Genomic DNA, 19,246 nt, shown 5'->3' on the forward strand with positions numbered 1-19,246 from the left:
TCCATTTCTGGATGAACGAAGGTGGCGTTGGCGTTGGCGTTGGCGTTGGCGTTGGCGTTGGCGTTGGCGTTGGCGTTGGTGGTGGTGGTGGTGGTGGGGTAGCCGGTTTGGCGGCCACGGTGAGTTCGTTCGTCATGGGGTGCCGTGTTCTGAGGGAGAGGTGTTTTCCAGCGCGCCGCCGCCCAGGGCGGCATACAGGCTGACGCGGCTGGACAGCAAGGCATAGCGTGTTTGCACCAGTTGTTGCTGGGCGGCCAGCAGGTCGCGCTGGGCGTCCAGCACGTCCAGGTAGGCGGCCGCGCCGTTGTCAAAGCGCATTTGCGACAGGCGGGCGCGTTCGGTCTGGGTGGCCAGCGTGGTCTGGGCGATGGCGGTCTGCTCGGCCAGCCAGCGGCGGGCCGACAAGGCATCAGACACGTCGCGGAAGGCGCTTTGCACTGTTTTGTCGTACTGGGCCAATGCGATGTCGCGGCGGGTCTCGGCCAGCGCCAGGTTGTTGCGGCGGCGGCCTGCGTCGAATATCGGCAGCGAGATGCTGGGCGCGAAGCTCCAGGCCTGGCTGCCACCTGCAAACAAGCCGTCCAGCTCGGCACTGGCTGTGCCCCAGCTGCTGGTCAGGGCTACGCGGGGAAAGAAGGCGGCACGGGCAGCGCCGATATTGGCATTGGCGGCTTGCAGCTGGTGCTCGGCAGCCAGGATGTCGGGGCGCCGCAGCAGCAGGTCAGACGGCAAGCCTGCGCGCAATTCCAGCGCCAGGTCCGGGGCGCCAGCGGTGGATTCGACATCACCAGGCGTACCTACCAGCAAGGTCAGGGCGTGCATTTGCGTGGCGCGGGACTGCTGCAACTGCACCGCCAGCGCCTGGGCCTGGGTGAACAGTGTTTCTACCTGCGTCAGGTTCAGCCGGGACGTTGCGCCCACCGCCACCCGGCGCTGGAAGATGCGCAGGCTCTCGGCCCGGCTGGTGGTGGTTTGCTGGGCCAGGGCGATGCGCTCGTCCAGCTCGCGCAGCGCAAAGTAGCTGTTCGCCACCTGGGCGACCAGGGCCACGGTGGCCGCCTGGCGGGCCGCATCGGTGGCCAGGTAGCTCTGCAGCGCGGCGTCTTGCAGGCTGCGCACCCGGCCCCAGAAATCGATCTCCCAGCTGGCCATGCCCAACCCCACCTGGTATTGGCTGCCCAGCAGCGGCTTGCCGGTAAAGCTCAGGTCCGCCGGGGTGCGCGAGCGGGTGGCGCCGGCCTGGGCCGCCAGCGTGGGGTAGGCGTCTGCGCGCTGGATGCCGTAGGCGGCGCGGGCCTCATCGACCCGCAGCACCGCGGTGCGCAGGTCGCGGTTATGCGCCAGCGCCTGGGCGATCAGGCTTTGCAATGCGGGCTCGCGGAAGTAGTCACGCCAGCCGGTGGTAGCGGCTGCGGTGCCGTCCTGGTGGGACTCGGGAGCGTAGTGGCTGGCAACTGGCAGCACGGGGGCTTCATAGGGCGGCGCCATCGATGCGCAGCCCGCCAGCATCCAGGCGGCCACCAGCATGGCGCTTGTGCGCAGCCTGTAGTTACTATGGTTTTTATAGCTGCATGCGCAGGTATTCATTGCGCCAGAGGCACTTTTTTTATAAATCATCGTGCAGCGGCACTCCCTACCGGGTCGGGGCAGACTTGGGTGCCAGCGGTGCCGGCCAGCAGGGCTTCGATATCGTCCAGCGAGCCGATCACGGCGCGCTGCCCGGTGGCAACGACGAAGGCGCAGGCGGCCGCCACCTTGGGGCCCATCGAACCCGCAGGCCAGCTGTGTTGCGCCAGCTCTTTGGGTGTGACTTTGCCCAGCGCGCGCTGGCTGGGCTGGCCCCAGTCCAGGTAGACGGCGGCCACGTCGGTGGCGATCACCAGGCAGTCGGCCTGGAGGTCGCGCGCCAGCAAGCTGCTGCACAAGTCCTTGTCGATGACCGCCTCCACGCCCTGCAGGCTGTGGCCGTCGGCGCCCCTGGCCACAGGGATGCCGCCGCCGCCGGCCGCAATCACCAGCGCTTCATGTTCCAGCAGCCAGCGGATGGCGTCCAGGCCGAGCACGCGCAGCGGCTGCGGCGACGCGACCACGCGCCGCATGCTGTCGCCGTCAGCGGCCATGTTCCAGCCCTTGTCGGCGGCCAGCTGCGCCGCCTGGCTGGCGGTGTATATCGGGCCTATGGGTTTGCTGGGGTGTGCAAATGCCGGGTCCAGCGGATCGACTTCGACCCGCGTCAGCAGCGTGGTGATGGTGCGCGTGGCAGGCAGCAGGTTGGCCAGCTCCTGCTCCAGCAGGTAGCCAATCATGCCGTCGGTCTCGGCCCCCAGCACGTCCAGTGGGTAGCTTTCCACGACCTTGTCCACGTCGGTATAGGCGGCGGACTGCAGCGCCAACAAGCCTACTTGCGGCCCGTTGCCGTGCGTCAATACCAGTGCGTGGTCGCTGGCGATGCGGGCCAGCTGGGTGGCGGCGCGGCGGATGTTGGCCAGCTGGTTGCCGGCGCTCAGCGCCTGGCCGCGCCGCAGCAGCGCATTACCCCCCAGGGCGACGACGATCTTCATGCCAGCGTGGCCACCAGCACCGCCTTGATGGTGTGCAAGCGGTTCTCGGCCTGGCTGAAGACGATGGAGGTATCGGACTCGAAGACTTCATCCGTCACCTCGATCTCGCTCAGGCCATAGCGTTCGTGGACTTGGCGGCCCACCTCGGTGTCCAGGTTATGGAAAGCGGGCAGGCAGTGCATGAAGCGCGAGCGCGGTTTGTGGGTGGCCTGCATCAGCGCTGCGTTGACCTGGTAGGGCAATAGCTGGTCGATGCGCTTCTTCCACACCTCGTCTGGCTCACCCATGGAAACCCATACGTCGGTGTAGACGAAGTCGGCCAGCGCCACGGCTTTGAGCGGGTCGGTCTCCAGGGTGATGCGCGCGCCGGTGCTGCGGGCCAGTTCACGCATCTGCGCCACCAGTTCTGCCGGTGGCTGCAGCTCTGGCGGAGCGGCGATGCGCACGTCCATGCCCATCTGCGTGCCGCCAATCAGCAGCGAGCAGCCCATGTTGAAACGTGCGTCGCCCAGGTAGCAGAACGACAGCTCATGCAGCGGCTTTTCGCCAAACTCCTGCATGGTCAGCAGGTCGGCCAGCACCTGGGTGGGGTGGGCTTCGTCGGTCAGGCCGTTCCATACCGGCACGTGGGAATAGCGCGCCAGGTCCTCCACCACACTCTGGTGAAAGCCCCGGTACTCGATGCCGTCGTACATGCGGCCCAGCACGCGGGCCGTGTCTTTCAGCGATTCCTTGTGGCCCATTTGCGAGCCCACCGAGTCGATGTAGGTGACGTGGCCGCCCTGGTCGTGCACCGCCACCTCGAAGGCGCAGCGGGTGCGGGTGGAGGCTTTTTCAAAGATCAGCGCGATGTTCTTGCCTTGCAGCCGCGGGTGTTCTGTGCCGGCTGTCTTGGCGCGCTTCAGGTCGGCGGCCAGGTCCAGCAGGTAGCGGATGTCTTCGGGTGTGAAGTCTTGCAGCGTCAGCAGGCTGCGGTTGCGGAGGTTGAAGGCCATAGGGTTTTCTCTGGTTAGATGGGGTCGCGTTCTATGGGGCAGGACATGCAGTGGCTGCCGCCTCGCCCGCGCCCCAGCTCGCCGCTGGGCACGGTGATGACCTCCACCCCGGCTTTGCGCAGCAAGGTGTTGGTGTAGGTGTTGCGGTTGTAGGCCATGACCACGCCGGGAGCCAGGGCCAGCAGGTTGTTGCCGTCGTCCCACTGTTCGCGTTCGGCCTCGTAGGCGTCGCCGCCGGTGGCTACGCTGCGCAGCCTGGGCAGACCGATGGCGGTGGCAACCACGTCCAGGAAGGGCTGTGTCTCGGTGCGCACGTCCAGCGTGCCCTCGGTTGTGCCGGGGCGCAGGCTGTGCACGCGGATAGCGTCCACCACGTCGGGGAACACCGTTACCAGGTCCACGTCGCAAAAGCTGAACACGGTATCCAAGTGCATGGCCCCGCGTGATTTGGGCAGCTGCGCGGCCAGCACATGGGTGGCGGCCCCCTGCGCGAACAGGCGCCGGGCGAGCTGGCTCACACCCTGTGGCGAGCTGCGTTCGCCCATGCCCACCAGCACCACACCGTGGCCCACCGGCATCACGTCACCGCCTTCCAGCGAGGCTAGGCCGTGGTCGGTGTCCGGGTCGCCCCACCATTCGGTGACGCTGCCCGCAAACACGGGGTGGAAGCGGTACACCGCAGCCATCAGCAGGGTCTCCTGGCGGCGGGCCGGCCAGTACATGGGGCTGAGCACCACGCCAGAGCCTATCCAGCAGCTGTTGTCGCGGGTGAACAGTGCGTTGGGCAGTGGCGGCAGCAGAAAATCGGCGGGGCTGGCGCAACGGGCCAGCAGGCCATCTAACTCAAACGGCAGCTCAGCCCGGGCGACACCGCCGATCAGGTGCTGGGCCAACAGTGCCGACGGCAGCGCTTCCAGCCAGGGGCGCAGCTGCGCCGCCGTTTCTGCATCTACAAAGTTGGGGCTGAGCTTGCGGTCCAGCAGCCAGGTGCGAGCGACTGGGATGGCGAGCGTGTCGGCCAGCAGGTCGTGCAGCTCCAGCACCTCCACCCCACGATCGACCATGGCCGAGGTGAAGGCGTCGTGGTCGTTGCGGGCCTGCGCCACCCACAGCACGTCGTCAAACAGCAGCTCGTGGCAGTTGGCAGGGGTCAGGCGCTTTTGCGCCAGGCCAGGGCGGCAAACCAGCACTTTGCGCAGGCGGCCGACTTCGGAGTACAGGCCTTTGGGGAGGGTTGTCATGGTGGTGCGTCCGTTTCTAGAGGCTGAGTTGGCCCATGCTGAGCAAATATGCGGCGACCAGGGCCAGTACCACCAGCAGCGCCAGCACCAGCCATTCCCAAGGGGTGAAGGCTTTTTCAGAGCGCTGGCGTTTGGCCACGATGTACAGCACCGCACCCGGTGCGTACAACAGGGCGCTAAGCAGCAAATACTTCAGCCCGGCGGCGTACAGCAGCCAGCCGCAGTACACCGTGGCCAGAGCGGCAACAGCGATGTCACTGCGGTGCTGCGCGGCCTGCGGGCCTTCGCCGCGCCAGGACAGCACCAGGCCGTAAACGGCGCTGAACAAATACGGCACCAAAATCATCGCGGTAGACAGCGAGATCAGCGCCAGGTAGGACGCCTTCCAGAACAACGTGACCAGCAAGAACACCTGCACCATGCCGTTGGTCAACCACAGCGCGTTGGCGGGTACGCCTTTGGGGTTTTGCTTGGCCAGCCAGGATGGCATGACACCGCCGCCGGCCGGGGTAAACAGCGATTCCGCCGCCAGCAGCGTCCAGGCCAGGAAGCCACCGCCTACGGACACGATCAAGCCCAGCGTGATAGCGACCGCGCCCCAGGTACCCACCGCCTTCTCCAGCACACCGGCCATGGACGGGTTCTTCAGCGCGGCCAATTCAGGCTGGGTGGTGATGCCCAGCGACAGCAGCGATACCGCCATCAGCAGCAGCAAACACAGCAGAAAGCCGATGACGGTGGCACGCCCCACGTCTTTGCGCTCCCGGGCCCGGGCCGAATAGACGCTGGCGCCTTCGATGCCGATGAACACCCACACCGTCACCAGCATGGTGCTTTTGACCTGGTCCAGCACCGAGCCCAGCTGGGCATTGCCCCAAAAGTCCAGCCGGAAGGTATCCACCTGGAAAGCCATGGCCACCAGCACGATGAACAGCAGCAGCGGCACCACTTTGGCCAGCGTGACCACGGCATTCAGCACCGCCGCACCCTGTATGCCGCGCAGCACCAGCGCATGGATCACCCACAGCGCGACCGAGGCCCCCAGCACGGCCGCAGGCGTGTTGCCCTCGCCCAGCACCGGGAAGAAATAGCCCAGCGCACCAAAGGCCGCGACCAGGTAGCCCACGTTGCCAATCCAGGCGCTGATCCAGTAGCCCCAGGCCGAGTTGAAGCCCACGTATTCGCCGGACAAGGCGCGGGCATAGGCGTACACGCCGTTGTCCAGCTCCGGCTTGCGCAGCGAGAGTATTTGGTACACGCGGGCCAGGGTCAGCATACCCACGCCGGTGATGAGCCAGCCAATCAGGATGGCGCCGGCACCCGCCCCTGCCGCCATGTTCTGCGGCAGGCCAAAAATGCCACTGCCAAGGATGGAGCCCACCACCAGGGCCACCAGCAGGCCAAGGCCCAGGGTGCCCGGTGCACGAGCAGCGATAGGCGGCGATGCAACAGAACTGGCGGCAATGGTGTTCATGGGGGGATGTCTCACGCGTTGGTTAGCAGCCAAGGGGAATCCATAGCTGCATAGCGACTGTTGTGCAGATCGGCGGCGCATCGCGTGATCTATGTCAAGCTTTGGACTAATGCTGCATTTCGTTTCAATTCGGAAATGGGGCTACGAGCCAAGACCTCCCGCATTGACGGCAGTGCGCAATATGCGGCACTTGGCAGATGCGATACTTTGTGCATTCGACGGCTATGCCGTTGCAGCCCCCGCAGATGGAAGCCGTCCGCGCTTCCAGCCCCCGCCCATGAAAAACACCACCTATGACTGGCGCAGCATCGCCGCGCTGAACGCGGTCTCCACCTTTGCCCAGGTCGGGCAATTCGGCATACCTTTTGTGGTGCTGCCGCTGTGGCTGGAACAGCAAGGGGCGACCGCGTTGCAGCTCAGCCTGTATGCCGCCTCGCTGTGGCTGGGGCAGCTTCCGGGGCTGGGCGTGGCGCCACGGCTCACGCGCCAGTTTGGCGCACGGCCCACCATTTTGGCGGCGCTGCTGTGTTCCATCCTGGCCCTTGCGGCCATCGCGCTGGGTATCTCGGCGCTGTGGTTACCTGCGGGTTTGCTGGCGGGGTTTGGGCAAGGGCTGCGCTGGATTGGGCTTGAGCCCTGGCTGTACCACATCGCCCCCAGCCACGCGCGTGGGCGCCTGGTGGGCTTCCATGAAACGCTGATTGCGCTGGCGCCCATCGTGGCACCGGCCATGTCGGGCTGGTGGGGTATCGAGGGGCTGGCGCCCCTGTGGCTGGGCATGGGCTTTTTGCTGGTGTCAGCGGTGCCCTTGCTGTGGGCGCATGAGGATAGGCCGCGTGCCGCCAGTGCCTCCGCACAGGCACCTGATGCAACGCCGTTTTGGCAGCTGCCACGCGAAAAGATCTTTCTGCTGGGCGTGGGTGTGGCTTTGTTTGGGGGCATGTCAGAGTCGGCCTTCATCGGCCTGTTCCCGGTGTTTGGCTCGGCACGCCAACTGGATGCCGCGCAGATCGCCAGCCTGCTAGCCAGCTTTGGCCTGGGCGGTTTGCTGATGCAGTACGTGGCCGGCTGGTTGGCCGACCACCGGGGCATGGGCTTCGCCAGCCTGTGCTGCTGCATCGGCACCGCGGTGGTCGCGCTGGCCCTGACCTGTGCGCTGGGCCCGCTGCTGCTGCACGCGGCAGTGTTCTGCCTGGGCGGCCTGGTCACCGCCTATTTGACCCTGGCACTCATCGCCAGCGCCAAAACGCTCGGCGGCAGCATGGCGCGCAATATGAGCGCCGTGTCCATGGTCTACACGCTCAGCGCGGTCGTCGGCCCCTTGGCGGCAGCTGCAGCCATGCATGCCGTGGGCGGCAACGGCCTGATGTGGGTGATAGCCGGGTTCGCGCTGTTAATGGCGGTGTATGTGGCCCGCGTTGCCTCGCGCCGGCGGATTACCTAGTTACTCGCCCAGCGGATTGCGCGGCATTCAACCGTAGAAAATGGTGGTCTGCACCCACTTCATTTCGCAGCCCCCCCATGCGCATCCAACTAGACGATCTCCAAGGCCCTGAAGTCCACGCACTGCTGGAAGAACATATGCGCGGCATGCACGCCCTGTCGCCGCCCGAGAGCGTGCACGCACTGGACCTCAATGGCCTGCGCCAGCCCAACGTGCGCTTCTGGACGGCCTGGGACGGCGCCAACCTGCTGGGCTGCGGCGCCTTGAAGCAACTGGATGCCGAACACGCCGAGATCAAATCCATGCGCACCGCCGAGCAGCATCTGCGCAAAGGTGTGGCACGCGCACTGCTGGCGCATATCGTGGAACAGGCCCAGGCGCAGGGCTTGCGGCGCCTCAGCCTGGAGACTGGCCCCGCACCTGGCTTCGCCGCTGCGCACAGGCTGTACGAAGCTTTTGGCTTCCAGGAATGCGGGCCGTTTGCCGGCTACAAGCTGGACCCGCACAGCGTGTTCATGACCCGGCTGCTTTGAAGCTACGCTACAAAAACAATAGCCACCCGTGCAGGTATTACCTGCGCCACGGGGCTATTTGCAACATCAAATGGCGCGTTTCCTCATTTAGCGGCCAACGCACGACGCCCTGAGGCAGTAATCAACTTCACCAAGGTATCGCCAATTGGCGTTCCATTGTCATACCGGCCTTTCGATATTGGCGCCCACGCCACTTCGACATAGCCGAGCCGCTCGTACTCTGCAATCTGCGCCAACTCGTGGGCAATAGCAACACGATACGGCAGCTGAACAGATGCGATTTTGTGCAAAAGCTTTAGATCAACAGTCATGGGTTCTCCTAAGGTTTAAAGCCCGAGTCTCAGACAGAAAGTCCGACACATGCTGCGGCACAATTTCGCGCACAGCCAACCGGCCCCACGCCACATCGATATAGACCACTTATCGCAGAATAATGCTACAAAAACAATAGCCACCTGTGCAGGTACAACCTGCGCCAGGTGGCTATTTGCTTTAAACCCCGATCAAGGGGAATACATCGGCGCGGCTACTTATCCAACCCACCCAGGCAGATGTACTTGATCTCCATGAACTCCTCCAGCCCGTACTTCGAGCCTTCACGGCCCAGGCCGGATTGCTTGACGCCACCGAAGGGCGCTTCGGCGGTAGAGATCAAACCGGTGTTGACGCCGACCATGCCCGACTCGATCTGCTCGGACACGCGCATCACCCGGCCGATGTCGCGGCTGTAGAAGTAGGCGGCCAGGCCGAACTCGGTGTTGTTGGCACGTTCAATGACTTCGGCTTCGGTGTCGAACACAAAGATCGGGGCCAGCGGGCCGAAGGTTTCGTCCTGGGCGAACAGCATGTCTTCAGTGGCGCCGCCGATGACGGTGGGCTCGAAGAATAGGCCACCCAGTGCATGTGTCTTGCCACCGGCCAGCACCTTGCCGCCTTTGGCTACGGCGTCAGCAATATGCTCTTTCACCTTGGCCACGGCCTTGGCGTCGATCAGCGGGCCCTGGGTGCTACCAGCGTCCACGCCGTTGCCCACCTTCAAAGCATTGACCTTGGCCACCAGCTTGGCGGTGAAGGCTTCCAGCACGCCGCGCTGGACGTAGATGCGGTTGGCGCAGACGCAGGTCTGGCCTGTGTTGCGGTACTTGGAAATCATGGCGCCATCCACAGCGGCGTCCAGGTCGGCATCGTCGAACACGATGAAGGGCGCGTTGCCGCCCAGCTCCAGCGACAGCTTCTTGATGGTGTCGGCGGACTGGCGCATCAGCGTGCGGCCCACTTCGGTGGAGCCGGTGAAAGTCAGCTTGCGCACGATGGGGCTGCGCGTCATCTCGCCGCCAATCTGGCTGGCCGAGCCGGTCAGCACCGACAGCAAGCCCTTGGGCACACCGGCTCGGTCGGCAAGTTCAGCGAAGGCCAATGCCGAGTACGGGGTTTGCGTAGCGGGCTTGACCACCATGGAACAACCTGCCGCCAGCGCGGGGCCGGCCTTGCGGGTCAGCATGGCGGTGGGGAAGTTCCACGGCGTAATGGCGGCCGTCACGCCGATGGGCTGCTTGATGGCCATCAGGCGGCGGTCGGCGCTGGGCGTGGGGATGGTGTCGCCATAGCTGCGGCGGGCCTCGTCGGCAAACCATTCGATGAAGGAGGCCGAGTACACGATCTCGCCCTTGGCTTCGGCCAGGGGCTTGCCTTGCTCGGAGGTGAGTATCAGCGCCAGGTCGTCCTGGTGCTGCAGCATCAGGTCGTTCAGCTTACGCAGGATGGCGGCGCGGTCTTTGCCCGACACATGGCGCCATTGGCGCTGGGCGACTTCGGCGGCGGCAATGGCGCGCACGGTTTCGGCGGTACCGCACATGGGCACGGTGCCCAGCACCTCGCCAGTGGCGGGGTTGGTGACAGGTACGGTTTCACCGTTGTCGGCATCAACCCAGGCGCCAGCGATGAAGGCCTGCTGGCGCAGCAGGGTGGGGTCTTTGAGGTTCAGAGTGGTAGTCATTTGGTATTTCTGTTGAGGCGGTAGCAGCGATTCAGATACTGGCCAGAGCCAAAGCACGTCCCTTCCAGAAACACCGCAGAACTGGCTTTGCCAGGCTGCTGGTGTTGCCCCCTGCAAGGGGGTTGGCGAAAGATGCGCAGCACTGCAGCCTGGGGGTGAGCGTTAGGCCGCAGTCATTGCGGCGGCGAGGATGTCCAGACCTTCGGCCAGCACGCCGTCTTCAATGGTCAGCGGGAACAGGAAGCGGATCACGTTGGCGTAGACGCCGCAGGTCAGCAGGATCAGGCCCGCGTCCAGCGCGCGCTTTTGCACGGCCTTGGTGAAGTCGGCGTCAGGGCTGCCGTCGGCCTTGTTGAATTCCACCGCCACCATCGAACCCAGGCCACGGATCTCAGCGATTTGCGGCACGGTAGCGCGCAGGCCTTCCAGGCGGGCTTTCAGCACCTGGCCCAGGCGCTCGGCACGGGCGCACAGTTGCTCTTCTTCGATCACGTCCAGCACCGCATGGGCTGCGGCAATGGCCAGCGGGTTGCCGGCGTAGGTGCCGCCCAGGCCGCCAGGGGCGGGCGCGTCCATTACTTCGGCGCGGCCGCACACGGCCGACAAGGGCATGCCACCGGCCAGGCTCTTGGCCATGGTCATCAGGTCGGGCACCACGCTGTGGTGGTCCATGGCGAACATCTTGCCGGTGCGGGCGAAGCCGGTCTGGATTTCATCGGCGATCAGCAAGATGCCGTGCTGGTCGCACAGGGCACGCAGGGCCACGAACAGCTCGGACGGCATCACATAGAAGCCGCCTTCGCCCTGGATGGGTTCGACGATGATGGCCGCCACTTGCGCGGGGTCGATATCGCACTTGAACAGCTGCTGGATGGCGTGCAACGTGTCGTCCACCGTCACACCGTGCAGTTCCGTGGGGGCTGGCACGTGGTAGATGCTGCCAGGGAAGGGGCCGAAACCGACCTTGTAGGGCACGACCTTGCCGGTCAGCGCCATACCCATAAAGGTACGGCCATGGAAGGCGCCGGTCAGCGCGATCACGCCGGGGCGGCGGGTAGCGGCACGGGCGATCTTGATGGCGTTTTCAACGGCTTCGGCACCGGTGGTGAAGAAGGCGGTTTTCTTGGCGTGGCTGCCGGGGGTCAGTGCGTTCAGACGCTCGGCCAGGTGCACCGAGCTTTCATAGGGAATGACTTGGTAGGCGGTGTGGGTGAAGCAGTCCAGTTGGGCCTGGATGGCGGCGACCATGCGCGGGTGGCGGTGGCCGGTGTTCAGCACCGCAATGCCCGCTGCGAAGTCGATGAAGCGGCTGCCCTCCACATCCCACAGCTCGGCGTTCAAAGCGCGGGCGGCGTACATCGGCGTGCCGATGCCCACACCACGCGGCGTGGCAGCCACGCGGCGCGCGTCCAGGGCGGCGTTGCTGGCAGCGGTGGCTGGGCGGAGATGCTGAATATCAGTAGCGGAGTTCATAGGGTCCTTGAAGACGGTAGGTGGTGAGTGGGACGAAGTTTAAAATTAATTTGGCCCCAAAATTAGAACCAATATCGAATACTTTATGGAACCAATTAAGCGCAACCGGGTGGCCAAGGCCAGCACCCTGCCCGACTTTGTGCTGCGCCAGTTCGACCGGCACAGCGGCCAGCCGGACCACCGACAGCTCTACACCATCTTGCAGGGCGGCATACGCCAGCAGGTGCTGGCAGCGGACACCAAGCTGCCACCCACGCGCGCCCTGGCCCAGGCCCTGGGCATCGCACGCAACACCGTGGTCCATGTGTACGAACAGCTGGCGCTGGAGGGCTATGTGCAGGCCGGCGTGGGCCGTGGCACCTATGTGGCAGCCATAGGCCCGCGCCTGGTAGACCGCAGCGCCGCACCCGCCCGCGCGCGCAGTGCCCTGCTATCGAAGCGCGGCAGCCAGCTGGTCAGCGAGGCCCGGGCCGCGCGGTTGCAGTGGGGCGCGTTCACCCCCGGCGTGCCCGAGGTGCGCATGTTCCCCGCCCAGGTGTGGAGCCGGCTGCAGGCCCGGCTGGCGCGCAAGCACACGCCCGACCAGCTGACCTACGCCACCGGCCCGGGGGACGCCGGCCTGCGCCAGGCCGTGTCCGACTACCTGCAGGGCACGCGCGGCGTGGTCTGCAGCCCGGAGCAGGTGGTCATCACCAGCGGCACGCAACAGTCGCTGCACCTGGTGGCCCAGCTGCTCAGCGATCCGGGCGACAAGGTGTGGCTGGAAGACCCCGGCTACTGGGGCGCCCGTAGCGTGCTGCGCGCCCACGGGCTGGATCTGCAGCCGGTGGCGCTGGACGCCGAAGGCATGGCGCCGTCACCCGAGCAGCTGCGCCAGCCGCCGCGCCTGATGTTCGTCACGCCTTCCCACCAATACCCGCTGGGTGCGCTGATGGGCCACGGCCGGCGCCAGCAGCTGCTGGACTACGCAGCGGTGCACGGCGTGTGGGTGGTAGAGGACGACTACGACAGCGAATTCCGCTACGGCACGCGCCCCCTGCCCGCGTTGCAGGGCCTGGACGTACATGGCCGGGTGGTCTACCTGGGCACGTTTTCCAAAACCCTGTTCCCTGCCCTGCGCATCGCTTACCTGGTGCTGCCACCCGACCTGGTGGACGGCTTCGCGCGTGCGCTCAACGAGCTGTTCCGCGAGGGGCAAACCATGCAACAGGCGGTGCTGGCGCAGTTCTTGTCCGAAGGACACTACGCCACCCACATCCGGCGCATGCGCGGCGTGTACAGCAGCCGGCACGACGCGCTGATCCACGCCATCGGCCAGGAGTTTGGCGGCCAGCTGCCCGTCATCGGCGGCGATGCCGGCCTGCACCTGGTGCTGGGCCTGCCCCCGCATGTGGACGACGCCGCCGTGGCCGATGCCGCCCAGCGCGCCGGCATCAGCACCCGGCCGCTATCGCTCTACCACCTGCAACAACCCGCCGCGAACAAAGGCCTGCTGCTGGGCTACGGCGCGGTGCCGGAGGAAGATATTGGGCCCAGCTTTGCACGGCTGGCGCAGGTGGTGCGGGGCTTTTTGTAGTCAGTCTGCAGCTGGTATCGCCGCATCGCTACAGACCTGGTTGCGGCCCTCGCGCTTGGCGCGGTAGAGCTGTGCGTCGGCCGCCTCCAGCATGGTATGGAAGCTGGCCACCGTTGTGTCACTGCTCAAGCCCAGGCTGATGGTGATGCGCAGATCGGGGTGCACCTCGTGCCAGGGATAGGTCTCGACCCGGCGGCGCAGCACCTCACACGCTTCACGCGCGTGCTGCAGGTCCGTTTCAGGGAATGCCACCACGAACTCCTCTCCGCCATAGCGCGCGACCAGGTCAGACGCACGCATGGTGGTCTGCAAAATCTGCCCTATGCGGCGCAGCACCTCGTCCCCAGTCGCATGGGAAAACTTGTCGTTGACGCTCTTGAAGTGGTCAATGTCTCCCAGCATGACGCTGAACGGGCGCTGGTAGCGCTGTGCGGCAGCAAAGAACTGCGCGCATTGCTCATCAAAATGGCGGCGGTTGTGCAGCCCGGTCAAAACATCGCGCAGGCTGAGCTCGCGCATCTGCGCTGCCATGGCCTCAATCTGGGCGTGGGACTTGCGCAGGTCCTCGTACTGCTGGGCGATTTCATCGCTCATGCGGTTGAAAGCCTGGGCCAGCACGCCGGCTTCGTCCTGCGTCTCCACCGGCACACGCTGGCGCAAATCGCCCTGGCCCATGGCGTGCACAGCGCGGGTCAGCTTGCGCAGGGCGTGGCTCAGGCGGTTGCCCAGCACCACGCCTATCAACAGGGTTAACAGCATGCCCGCCGCTGTGCCCACCAGCAGGGATTCGCGCATGGCGGCCAGGTAGCCCAGGTCCAGCGCAGAGTAATTGACTTCACCCTGCGGCGAGGAATACGCCACCACCTTGCCGTCCAGCAAGATGGGTTGCATACGCGCTTTGTCCTCGTCCCGGATGCTATCGCCCGGGTGGTAGGGCGAGAGGTCAAACAAAGACCGAAAGTTCGTATCAAACAAATAGAAGCGGAACGGCGGGCGACGCAGGTCTTCCGGCGGCGGAGGGCGCCCGCCAGACTCGGTCACGGGGACGAGCTGCTCGTTCGGCGGTGGGCGCAGCACGCCCCCGGCATCCGGCGCCATGGTGGCGCGCCGACGCTCTGCAAACGCACGGAAGGGCTCGTGCCGCAAGCCCTCGGCCCAGGTTCCGTAGGTGCGGAAATACTGCTGCACATCGGCCTGGAAGTTGCGACTGGACTCGCCCATCACCAGGGTGTCGAACTTCTGCATCAAACGCTGGTGCGACAGCACGCCCACGATGGCGATGGACACCTGGCTGGTCACCAGCAGATAGCAGATGAGCTTGGTTCTGAGCGAGAGGCGGCTGAAAGAAAATGAGAACGGCATAGTGGGCCCCCGCTTAACGTGACGCATCCAGCGCCGAGCGCAGCGCATCCACGCTGATACCCAGCCGGCCCGCTGCCGCCCCCAGGTCCGGCGGCGGCGCACCCAGAGCGTCGTGCAGTTTCTGGACCGAAATACCCAGCCTGGCCGCCGCACGCTCCAGGTCTGGCGGGCCGCCCATGGGGCGCGGCGCGCCACCTACGGGCCCACCCTGCCCGCGCTGAGGACGCGGGCCGCTGAGCGCCATCACATCGGCGTTGCTGTACTTGCCACGCAGACAGCCGGCGGTGTAGGGGAAGTCCGGCGTGGCGTGGTAGTGGTACATGGCGACTTGCTTGCCTTCCCACGCGATGGTGTGGATGTGGCCATGGCATTCGTCCAGGTCCTGGCTGGCCAAGGCCTGGCCGTTTTCACCATACGGGCCGTACAGCCCAAAGCCGTCCAGCAGATAGCCCACCAGCGCGGAATGCCCGCCGCTCTCGCGTTTGTCGGGCATGCAACTGCTGAGGCTGTGGTAGTGGTACACGCCGCTTTCCTGCGGGTGGCCCTGGCAGGCGTCCTGGGTTTCACGGGCCACAGCGTCGCGCCCCGGTGCGTCCAGCGCATTGAACAGCACCGCCCCCGTCAACAGAAAACCGAGCGCCCCGGGCGCGCAACTGGCCTGCCCCGCCAGCGCGGGCCACAGCGGCCAAGCCACCTGGATGGTCTGCGCGCCGACGCGGTTGGGATTGCGGTCGTAGCGGTAGGCCTCGCTATCGCTGGGCACCGGGAAGGTGCCCGTGGTGTGGTTGGGCAGGTCGTTGCTGCTGAACACGCGCTGGTCCTGCCGCACCGCCAGGCTGAACTGCGAAGGCCAGCCCACCTGCCCCGGCACCACAACCTTGGCCGTCGCGTCATAGGTGCCCTGGACCGCGTTGATCCAAGGCCCATCACGCTGCGCGCCGCCCGCCTGCGGATCGACATGGCAGGCCCAGATCCAGCCCACCTTGGGCGCCTGCGACAGCTTGCCGTCGCCCAATGGCAGCGCCGTCAGGTCGTGGCTGTAGCCCAGGTTGGACGCGCAAACCCAGGCCATCGTGGCCGCTATTTTTTTCATTCCTGCCCCCGCCGCTTCGCTGTAGTGGGGGTGAGGATACGGCGGTTTGTAACCGTGTCACCTCCCGATCAACCCGCCCCGTGCAAGCTACGTGAAACCCACTTCCAGTTCTGGCTTCAGGGATAGATTGGCGACGGTTACTCTTAAATTGATAGCTGGTTGCGCAGGTAGTTCGTGCGCTAGCGGGTAATTTGGCTTGAACCTTTGGATTTACTGGGTGCTGCCAGCATCCCCGGCCGGGAGTTCGCCCCGGCGGGCGAGGTACTTCTTCTTTGCTTCGCCAAAGAAAAGTACCCAAAAGAAAGGCGAGCCGAAGTCGTCGCCCCCTTCGCTACGCTACGGGGTACGCTGCGTTGCTCAGTCTGAGCGGGGTCTGGCTAAACTCGCTTCGCTCAAACAACGCCAGCCCTGATCCGCTCAGACTTCCGCTACTCGCCGACGCCACACGGCGTGGAAACAGAAAGCCAAACAGCCAGATACCAACAGCCAATACCCAGCCCGGCGCAGCCGGGCTGCAACCGCCTCGCGCCCTAGGCGCGATGTGGCGCACAGCGCCACCGATCCCGCATTTGGGGTCCCCCTCTGTATGCGCCGAGGAGCACAGCGCCAAGTGGATAAGGGCCCGCGATTGTCTGAGCCGAAGGCGAGTTCGAGCGGGACCCCACTTGGCGCGAGCACCGCAGGTTCCCCGACGCGATAGCGACGGGGCGCAGACAGTGGGGGCGCCTTTCTTTTGGTGACTTTTCTTTTGCGCAAAAGAAAAGTTACTCGCCCGCCGGGGCGAACTCCCGGCTAGGGATGGCGTTGGACCTAACTAAACCCATCAGGGCCAACTCTCCGTCGTAAACTGAAGCATGGCTGATGCATACCACTATCCACCGGACCTACTCTCACTGTTGGTCGACACCATCCCACTTCTCTGCAGAAGCAAAAACGATGTACTTGTATTTTTCCGTGGCGCAGGTACGCCAGAAGCTGTCCTAAAGCCGTTCTCGGATCAGCTACGTACTGATCGAAAGTCGGTAAACAAATATCAAATTGCCCGAACTGTGATTGAAGCGCTCAATGCTCGCGGCGATTCCACACTTGCGCAACGCCGAGAGGTCATAAAGCGAGTAGTCGAGTTTGAAGACTTCTCGTCCTGTTGGTCAGAAGATCAACTAAAAGCAAAGGGTGCCGTCTCGGAAGTCCGCCGGATTGTGAATGTCAAAGATTCATTTACTCGCATGAAGCAAGAGCGAGATACGGAGAGAGCCCAGGTTCAAACTGCGCTGCAAGCAGAGCGAGCAGCCGACCAAGCACATAAGAAGCAAATAGGCGAACTCAAAGAACAGTTGTTCTCTCTATTTGCTCTTGACGATAAGCCACAGGTTCGTGGAAAGCTACTTGAAACCGTGCTCAATGGGCTATTCAGGGCTTATGGAGTCCTCGTACATGAGGACTTCAAGCGGAGGGACCCGGATTCAAACACCGTTCTTGAACAAATCGATGGGGTGATCGTTCTGGACGGAACAATTCACCTTGTTGAGATGAAATGGTTGAAAGATCCCGTTGGCATTGCCGATTTCTCACCGCATTTGGTCCGGCTCTTCGGTCGTGCAAGTGCGAGCGGCATATTCATTTCCAACAGCGAGTTCACCGAGCCGGTTCTTAAAGAGTGTGCCAACGCCCTCAACCAACGGACAATGTTCTTGTGTTCGCTTCAAGAAATTGTCATGCTCCTTCAGAACGAAACAGACCTCATCTCACTTCTTCGAAAAAAGTCGCAGGCAGCCGTCATAGCCAAACAGCCGTTTCTCAAAATCTTATAGCGATGCGACCCAACTGAGCATCATCCCCGCAATCCACCCGCCGCCTCCCGCACCCCCTGCGTCAAGCGCTGCGCGGACAGGGGCTCGCGCTCCCAGTGGTGCCAGTACAGGGCCACCTCCACGGCGCTGCCGGGTAGCACCTCTTCCAGCGGCAAGCGGCCCTCGCGACGGGCCAGGAACTGGTCGGGGACCATGCCCCAGCCCAGGCCGTGCTCTAGCGCGGTCTCATAGGCGTCGACGGCGGGCACGAAGTGCCGCGGGTACTGCGGCGCAGACAGGGCGAAGTACTGCTGCAAGAACGCGTCCTGCAAGCCGTCCGTACGGTTGAAGATGATGGCGGGCATGGCCAGCATGCGGTGTACCGACACGGCGCCGGCCTTGGTACGGCACTGCGCCACCACCGCGGGCGCGGCCACGCAGCGGTAGCGCATAACGCCCAGCGGCTCGGCCACGCAGCCGCGCATGGGCTGGGCCAGGGTGCTGACGCAGCCGACCACCTCGCCGTTTTTCAGGGCTTCGTGGGTGTGGTCCTGGTCTTAAATCTGCAGATCCAGCAGCAGGCGGTAGCGCGCCACGCAGGCCGCCACGCCGGGCAGGAACCAGCTGGCGAGCGAGTCGGCGTTGATGGCCACACCCAGGGTTTGCCAAGCTGCAGCAGCCCCCTTCGCATGTTTGGAAGCAGGCAAGGCGCCCAACAGGTCGGCCTCCATCAGGCGCAGCTGCTTCACATGGCCCAGCAGGGCCTGGCCGGCGGGCGTGGCGCGCACGGTCTTGCCGCGCACCAGCAGGCGCTGGCCCAGCGCCGCCTCCAGCCCCTTGATGCGCAGCGACACCGCCGCCAGCGTGAGGTTCAGCGCCGTGGCCGCCGGCCCAAAGCCACCGTGTTCCAGCACGGCGGCCAGGGCTTCGAGTTGTTTGGCGTCCAGCATCGGCGGCTTTCATCAAGTAATTTTTACGTGATGTGATTTTAATTTAGGACTGTTTAATAAAAGCCCGGAATGCTGGACACTGCGGGCCACTTAACAGCCCCGTTCAAAGTCCGCCATGCCTACCCTGCCCTCTTTGCTGTTCACCCCCGCCTTCACCGCCGGACTGGTGCTGTGCCTGTCATTGATCGTCGCGCTGGGGCCGCAGAACGCGCATGTGCTGCGCATGGGGCTGACCGGCCAGCACGTGTGGCTGACGGTGGCGGTGTGCATCCTGTCGGACATGGGGCTGATAGGGCTGAGTGTGCTGGGCCTGGCACAGCTGGGAGGCATGTCGGACAAGCTGCAGGGCGCGCTGGTGGGCTCGGGCATCGTGTTCCTGCTGTACTACGGCTGGCAGGCATTCACACGCTTTCGCCGTGGCGCCCACCCGGGGGCTGTGGGCCTGCCAGCGCACGCGCCGATGACACGCCGCCAGGCAGTGACCGCAGCCCTGGCATTCGCCTGGCTGAACCCGCATGCCTGGATGGACACTGCCGTGCTGATCGGCACGGCCTCTCTGGCCTGGGGCCGGCCGGGCAATGCCTGGTTCGGCCTGGGCGCGATCACGGCATCCACCCTGTGGTTTGCGGGCCTGGGCCTGGGTTTGATGCTGCTGGGCCAACGCCTGCGCTCACCAGCGCTGTGGCGTGCGCTGGACGGACTGGTGGCACTGATGATGTGGGGCACGGCCGGGGTATTGACATGGGGGCTGGTGTAAC

At 64.8% G+C, this 19,246-nt stretch carries 16 protein-coding genes and 1 pseudogene; 5 read left to right on the plus strand and 12 right to left on the minus strand.

What is annotated here, in order from left to right:
* Positions 1-132: 132 nt before the first annotated feature.
* The 5 genes from AC4BBN_RS07210 to arcD all read right to left on the minus strand — a co-directional run bounded on the left by AC4BBN_RS07210 (position 133) and on the right by arcD (position 6,271).
* Positions 133-1,527, minus strand: coding sequence for an efflux transporter outer membrane subunit (locus tag AC4BBN_RS07210; protein WP_490591259.1), 1,395 nt, complete (start codon positions 1,525-1,527; stop codon positions 133-135).
* Positions 1,528-1,613: 86 nt separating this feature from the next.
* Entirely contained in the window at positions 1,614-2,561 is a 948-nt protein-coding gene (gene arcC / locus AC4BBN_RS07215; RefSeq protein WP_490591260.1) for a carbamate kinase, read from the minus strand.
* Entirely contained in the window at positions 2,558-3,556 is a 999-nt protein-coding gene (gene argF, locus AC4BBN_RS07220; RefSeq protein ID WP_490591261.1) for an ornithine carbamoyltransferase, read from the minus strand. The genes arcC and argF overlap by 4 nt, the downstream gene beginning before the upstream one ends.
* Positions 3,557-3,570: 14 nt before the next feature.
* Positions 3,571-4,797 carry an arginine deiminase gene (locus AC4BBN_RS07225; protein ID WP_490591262.1) on the minus strand — a complete coding sequence of 409 codons (1,227 nt, stop codon included), beginning with the start codon at positions 4,795-4,797 and terminating at the stop codon, positions 3,571-3,573.
* A 16-nt stretch (positions 4,798-4,813) separates the two neighbouring features.
* Positions 4,814-6,271 (minus strand): arginine-ornithine antiporter, encoded by a 1,458-nt coding sequence (gene arcD / locus AC4BBN_RS07230; RefSeq protein WP_490591263.1) that lies wholly within the window; start codon positions 6,269-6,271, stop codon positions 4,814-4,816.
* A 277-nt stretch (positions 6,272-6,548) separates the two neighbouring features.
* On the opposite strand from arcD, the gene AC4BBN_RS07235 reads away from it, so the two are divergent.
* Both AC4BBN_RS07235 and AC4BBN_RS07240 read left to right on the plus strand, forming a co-directional pair.
* Positions 6,549-7,715, plus strand: coding sequence for an MFS transporter (locus tag AC4BBN_RS07235; RefSeq protein WP_490591264.1), 1,167 nt, complete (start codon positions 6,549-6,551; stop codon positions 7,713-7,715).
* Between the two features lie 77 nt (positions 7,716-7,792).
* On the plus strand, positions 7,793-8,248 hold the full coding sequence (locus AC4BBN_RS07240) for a GNAT family N-acetyltransferase (RefSeq protein ID WP_490591265.1): 456 nt from the start codon (positions 7,793-7,795) through the stop codon (positions 8,246-8,248).
* Positions 8,249-8,331: 83 nt separating this feature from the next.
* Here the strand turns inward: AC4BBN_RS07240 and AC4BBN_RS07245 are convergent, their stop codons facing one another.
* The 3 genes from AC4BBN_RS07245 to gabT form a co-directional block, all read right to left on the minus strand.
* Positions 8,332-8,559, minus strand: coding sequence for a hypothetical protein (locus AC4BBN_RS07245; protein WP_490591266.1), 228 nt, complete (start codon positions 8,557-8,559; stop codon positions 8,332-8,334).
* A gap of 215 nt (positions 8,560-8,774) precedes the next feature.
* Entirely contained in the window at positions 8,775-10,244 is a 1,470-nt protein-coding gene (locus AC4BBN_RS07250; protein ID WP_490591267.1) for an NAD-dependent succinate-semialdehyde dehydrogenase, read from the minus strand.
* A 162-nt stretch (positions 10,245-10,406) separates the two neighbouring features.
* Positions 10,407-11,717, minus strand: coding sequence for a 4-aminobutyrate--2-oxoglutarate transaminase (gene gabT, locus AC4BBN_RS07255; RefSeq protein ID WP_490591268.1), 1,311 nt, complete (start codon positions 11,715-11,717; stop codon positions 10,407-10,409).
* Between the two features lie 85 nt (positions 11,718-11,802).
* Between gabT and pdxR the strand changes: the two genes are divergently transcribed.
* The gene (gene pdxR, locus AC4BBN_RS07260) at positions 11,803-13,293 is read left to right on the plus strand and encodes a MocR-like pyridoxine biosynthesis transcription factor PdxR (protein WP_490591269.1); all 1,491 of its coding nucleotides are present in this window, start codon (positions 11,803-11,805) and stop codon (positions 13,291-13,293) included.
* Here the strand turns inward: pdxR and AC4BBN_RS07265 are convergent, their stop codons facing one another.
* Together AC4BBN_RS07265 and AC4BBN_RS07270 are read right to left on the minus strand one after the other, a co-directional pair.
* On the minus strand, positions 13,294-14,655 hold the full coding sequence (locus AC4BBN_RS07265) for a GGDEF domain-containing protein (RefSeq protein WP_490591270.1): 1,362 nt from the start codon (positions 14,653-14,655) through the stop codon (positions 13,294-13,296).
* A 13-nt stretch (positions 14,656-14,668) separates the two neighbouring features.
* Positions 14,669-15,748 (minus strand): YHYH protein, encoded by a 1,080-nt coding sequence (locus AC4BBN_RS07270; RefSeq protein WP_490591271.1) that lies wholly within the window; start codon positions 15,746-15,748, stop codon positions 14,669-14,671.
* An 854-nt stretch (positions 15,749-16,602) separates the two neighbouring features.
* On the opposite strand from AC4BBN_RS07270, the gene AC4BBN_RS07275 reads away from it, so the two are divergent.
* Complete coding sequence (locus tag AC4BBN_RS07275; RefSeq protein WP_490591272.1) at positions 16,603-17,559, plus strand: restriction endonuclease; 957 nt, start codon at positions 16,603-16,605, stop codon at positions 17,557-17,559.
* A 20-nt stretch (positions 17,560-17,579) separates the two neighbouring features.
* Here the strand turns inward: AC4BBN_RS07275 and AC4BBN_RS07280 are convergent.
* A pseudogene (locus tag AC4BBN_RS07280) lies at positions 17,580-18,074 on the minus strand (LysR substrate-binding domain-containing protein); the annotation flags it as partial.
* Between the two features lie 21 nt (positions 18,075-18,095).
* The gene (locus tag AC4BBN_RS07285; RefSeq protein ID WP_490591273.1) at positions 18,096-18,488 is read right to left on the minus strand and encodes a LysR family transcriptional regulator; all 393 of its coding nucleotides are present in this window, start codon (positions 18,486-18,488) and stop codon (positions 18,096-18,098) included.
* A gap of 115 nt (positions 18,489-18,603) precedes the next feature.
* Here AC4BBN_RS07285 and AC4BBN_RS07290 point away from each other — a divergent pair, with 115 nt between their 5' ends.
* Entirely contained in the window at positions 18,604-19,245 is a 642-nt protein-coding gene (locus AC4BBN_RS07290; protein ID WP_490591274.1) for a LysE/ArgO family amino acid transporter, read from the plus strand.
* Position 19,246: the final 1 nt, after the last annotated feature.

Source organism: Rhodoferax sp. SPJ21, from assembly GCF_058216335.1.

Excerpts from the sequence above, each read along its gene's own strand:
- AC4BBN_RS07210 (WP_490591259.1), bottom strand. The coding sequence starts at position 1,527 with ATGCTGGTGGCCGCCTGGATGCTGGCGGGCTGCGCATCGATGGCGCCG.
- arcC (WP_490591260.1), bottom strand. The coding sequence starts at position 2,561 with ATGAAGATCGTCGTCGCCCTGGGGGGTAATGCGCTGCTGCGGCGCGGC.
- argF (WP_490591261.1), bottom strand. The coding sequence starts at position 3,556 with ATGGCCTTCAACCTCCGCAACCGCAGCCTGCTGACGCTGCAAGACTTC.
- AC4BBN_RS07225 (WP_490591262.1), bottom strand. The coding sequence starts at position 4,797 with ATGACAACCCTCCCCAAAGGCCTGTACTCCGAAGTCGGCCGCCTGCGC.
- arcD (WP_490591263.1), bottom strand. The coding sequence starts at position 6,271 with ATGAACACCATTGCCGCCAGTTCTGTTGCATCGCCGCCTATCGCTGCT.
- AC4BBN_RS07235 (WP_490591264.1), top strand. The coding sequence starts at position 6,549 with ATGAAAAACACCACCTATGACTGGCGCAGCATCGCCGCGCTGAACGCG.
- AC4BBN_RS07240 (WP_490591265.1), top strand. The coding sequence starts at position 7,793 with ATGCGCATCCAACTAGACGATCTCCAAGGCCCTGAAGTCCACGCACTG.
- AC4BBN_RS07245 (WP_490591266.1), bottom strand. The coding sequence starts at position 8,559 with ATGACTGTTGATCTAAAGCTTTTGCACAAAATCGCATCTGTTCAGCTG.
- AC4BBN_RS07250 (WP_490591267.1), bottom strand. The coding sequence starts at position 10,244 with ATGACTACCACTCTGAACCTCAAAGACCCCACCCTGCTGCGCCAGCAG.
- gabT (WP_490591268.1), bottom strand. The coding sequence starts at position 11,717 with ATGAACTCCGCTACTGATATTCAGCATCTCCGCCCAGCCACCGCTGCC.
- pdxR (WP_490591269.1), top strand. The coding sequence starts at position 11,803 with ATGGAACCAATTAAGCGCAACCGGGTGGCCAAGGCCAGCACCCTGCCC.
- AC4BBN_RS07265 (WP_490591270.1), bottom strand. The coding sequence starts at position 14,655 with ATGCCGTTCTCATTTTCTTTCAGCCGCCTCTCGCTCAGAACCAAGCTC.
- AC4BBN_RS07270 (WP_490591271.1), bottom strand. The coding sequence starts at position 15,748 with ATGAAAAAAATAGCGGCCACGATGGCCTGGGTTTGCGCGTCCAACCTG.
- AC4BBN_RS07275 (WP_490591272.1), top strand. The coding sequence starts at position 16,603 with ATGGCTGATGCATACCACTATCCACCGGACCTACTCTCACTGTTGGTC.
- AC4BBN_RS07285 (WP_490591273.1), bottom strand. The coding sequence starts at position 18,488 with ATGCTGGACGCCAAACAACTCGAAGCCCTGGCCGCCGTGCTGGAACAC.
- AC4BBN_RS07290 (WP_490591274.1), top strand. The coding sequence starts at position 18,604 with ATGCCTACCCTGCCCTCTTTGCTGTTCACCCCCGCCTTCACCGCCGGA.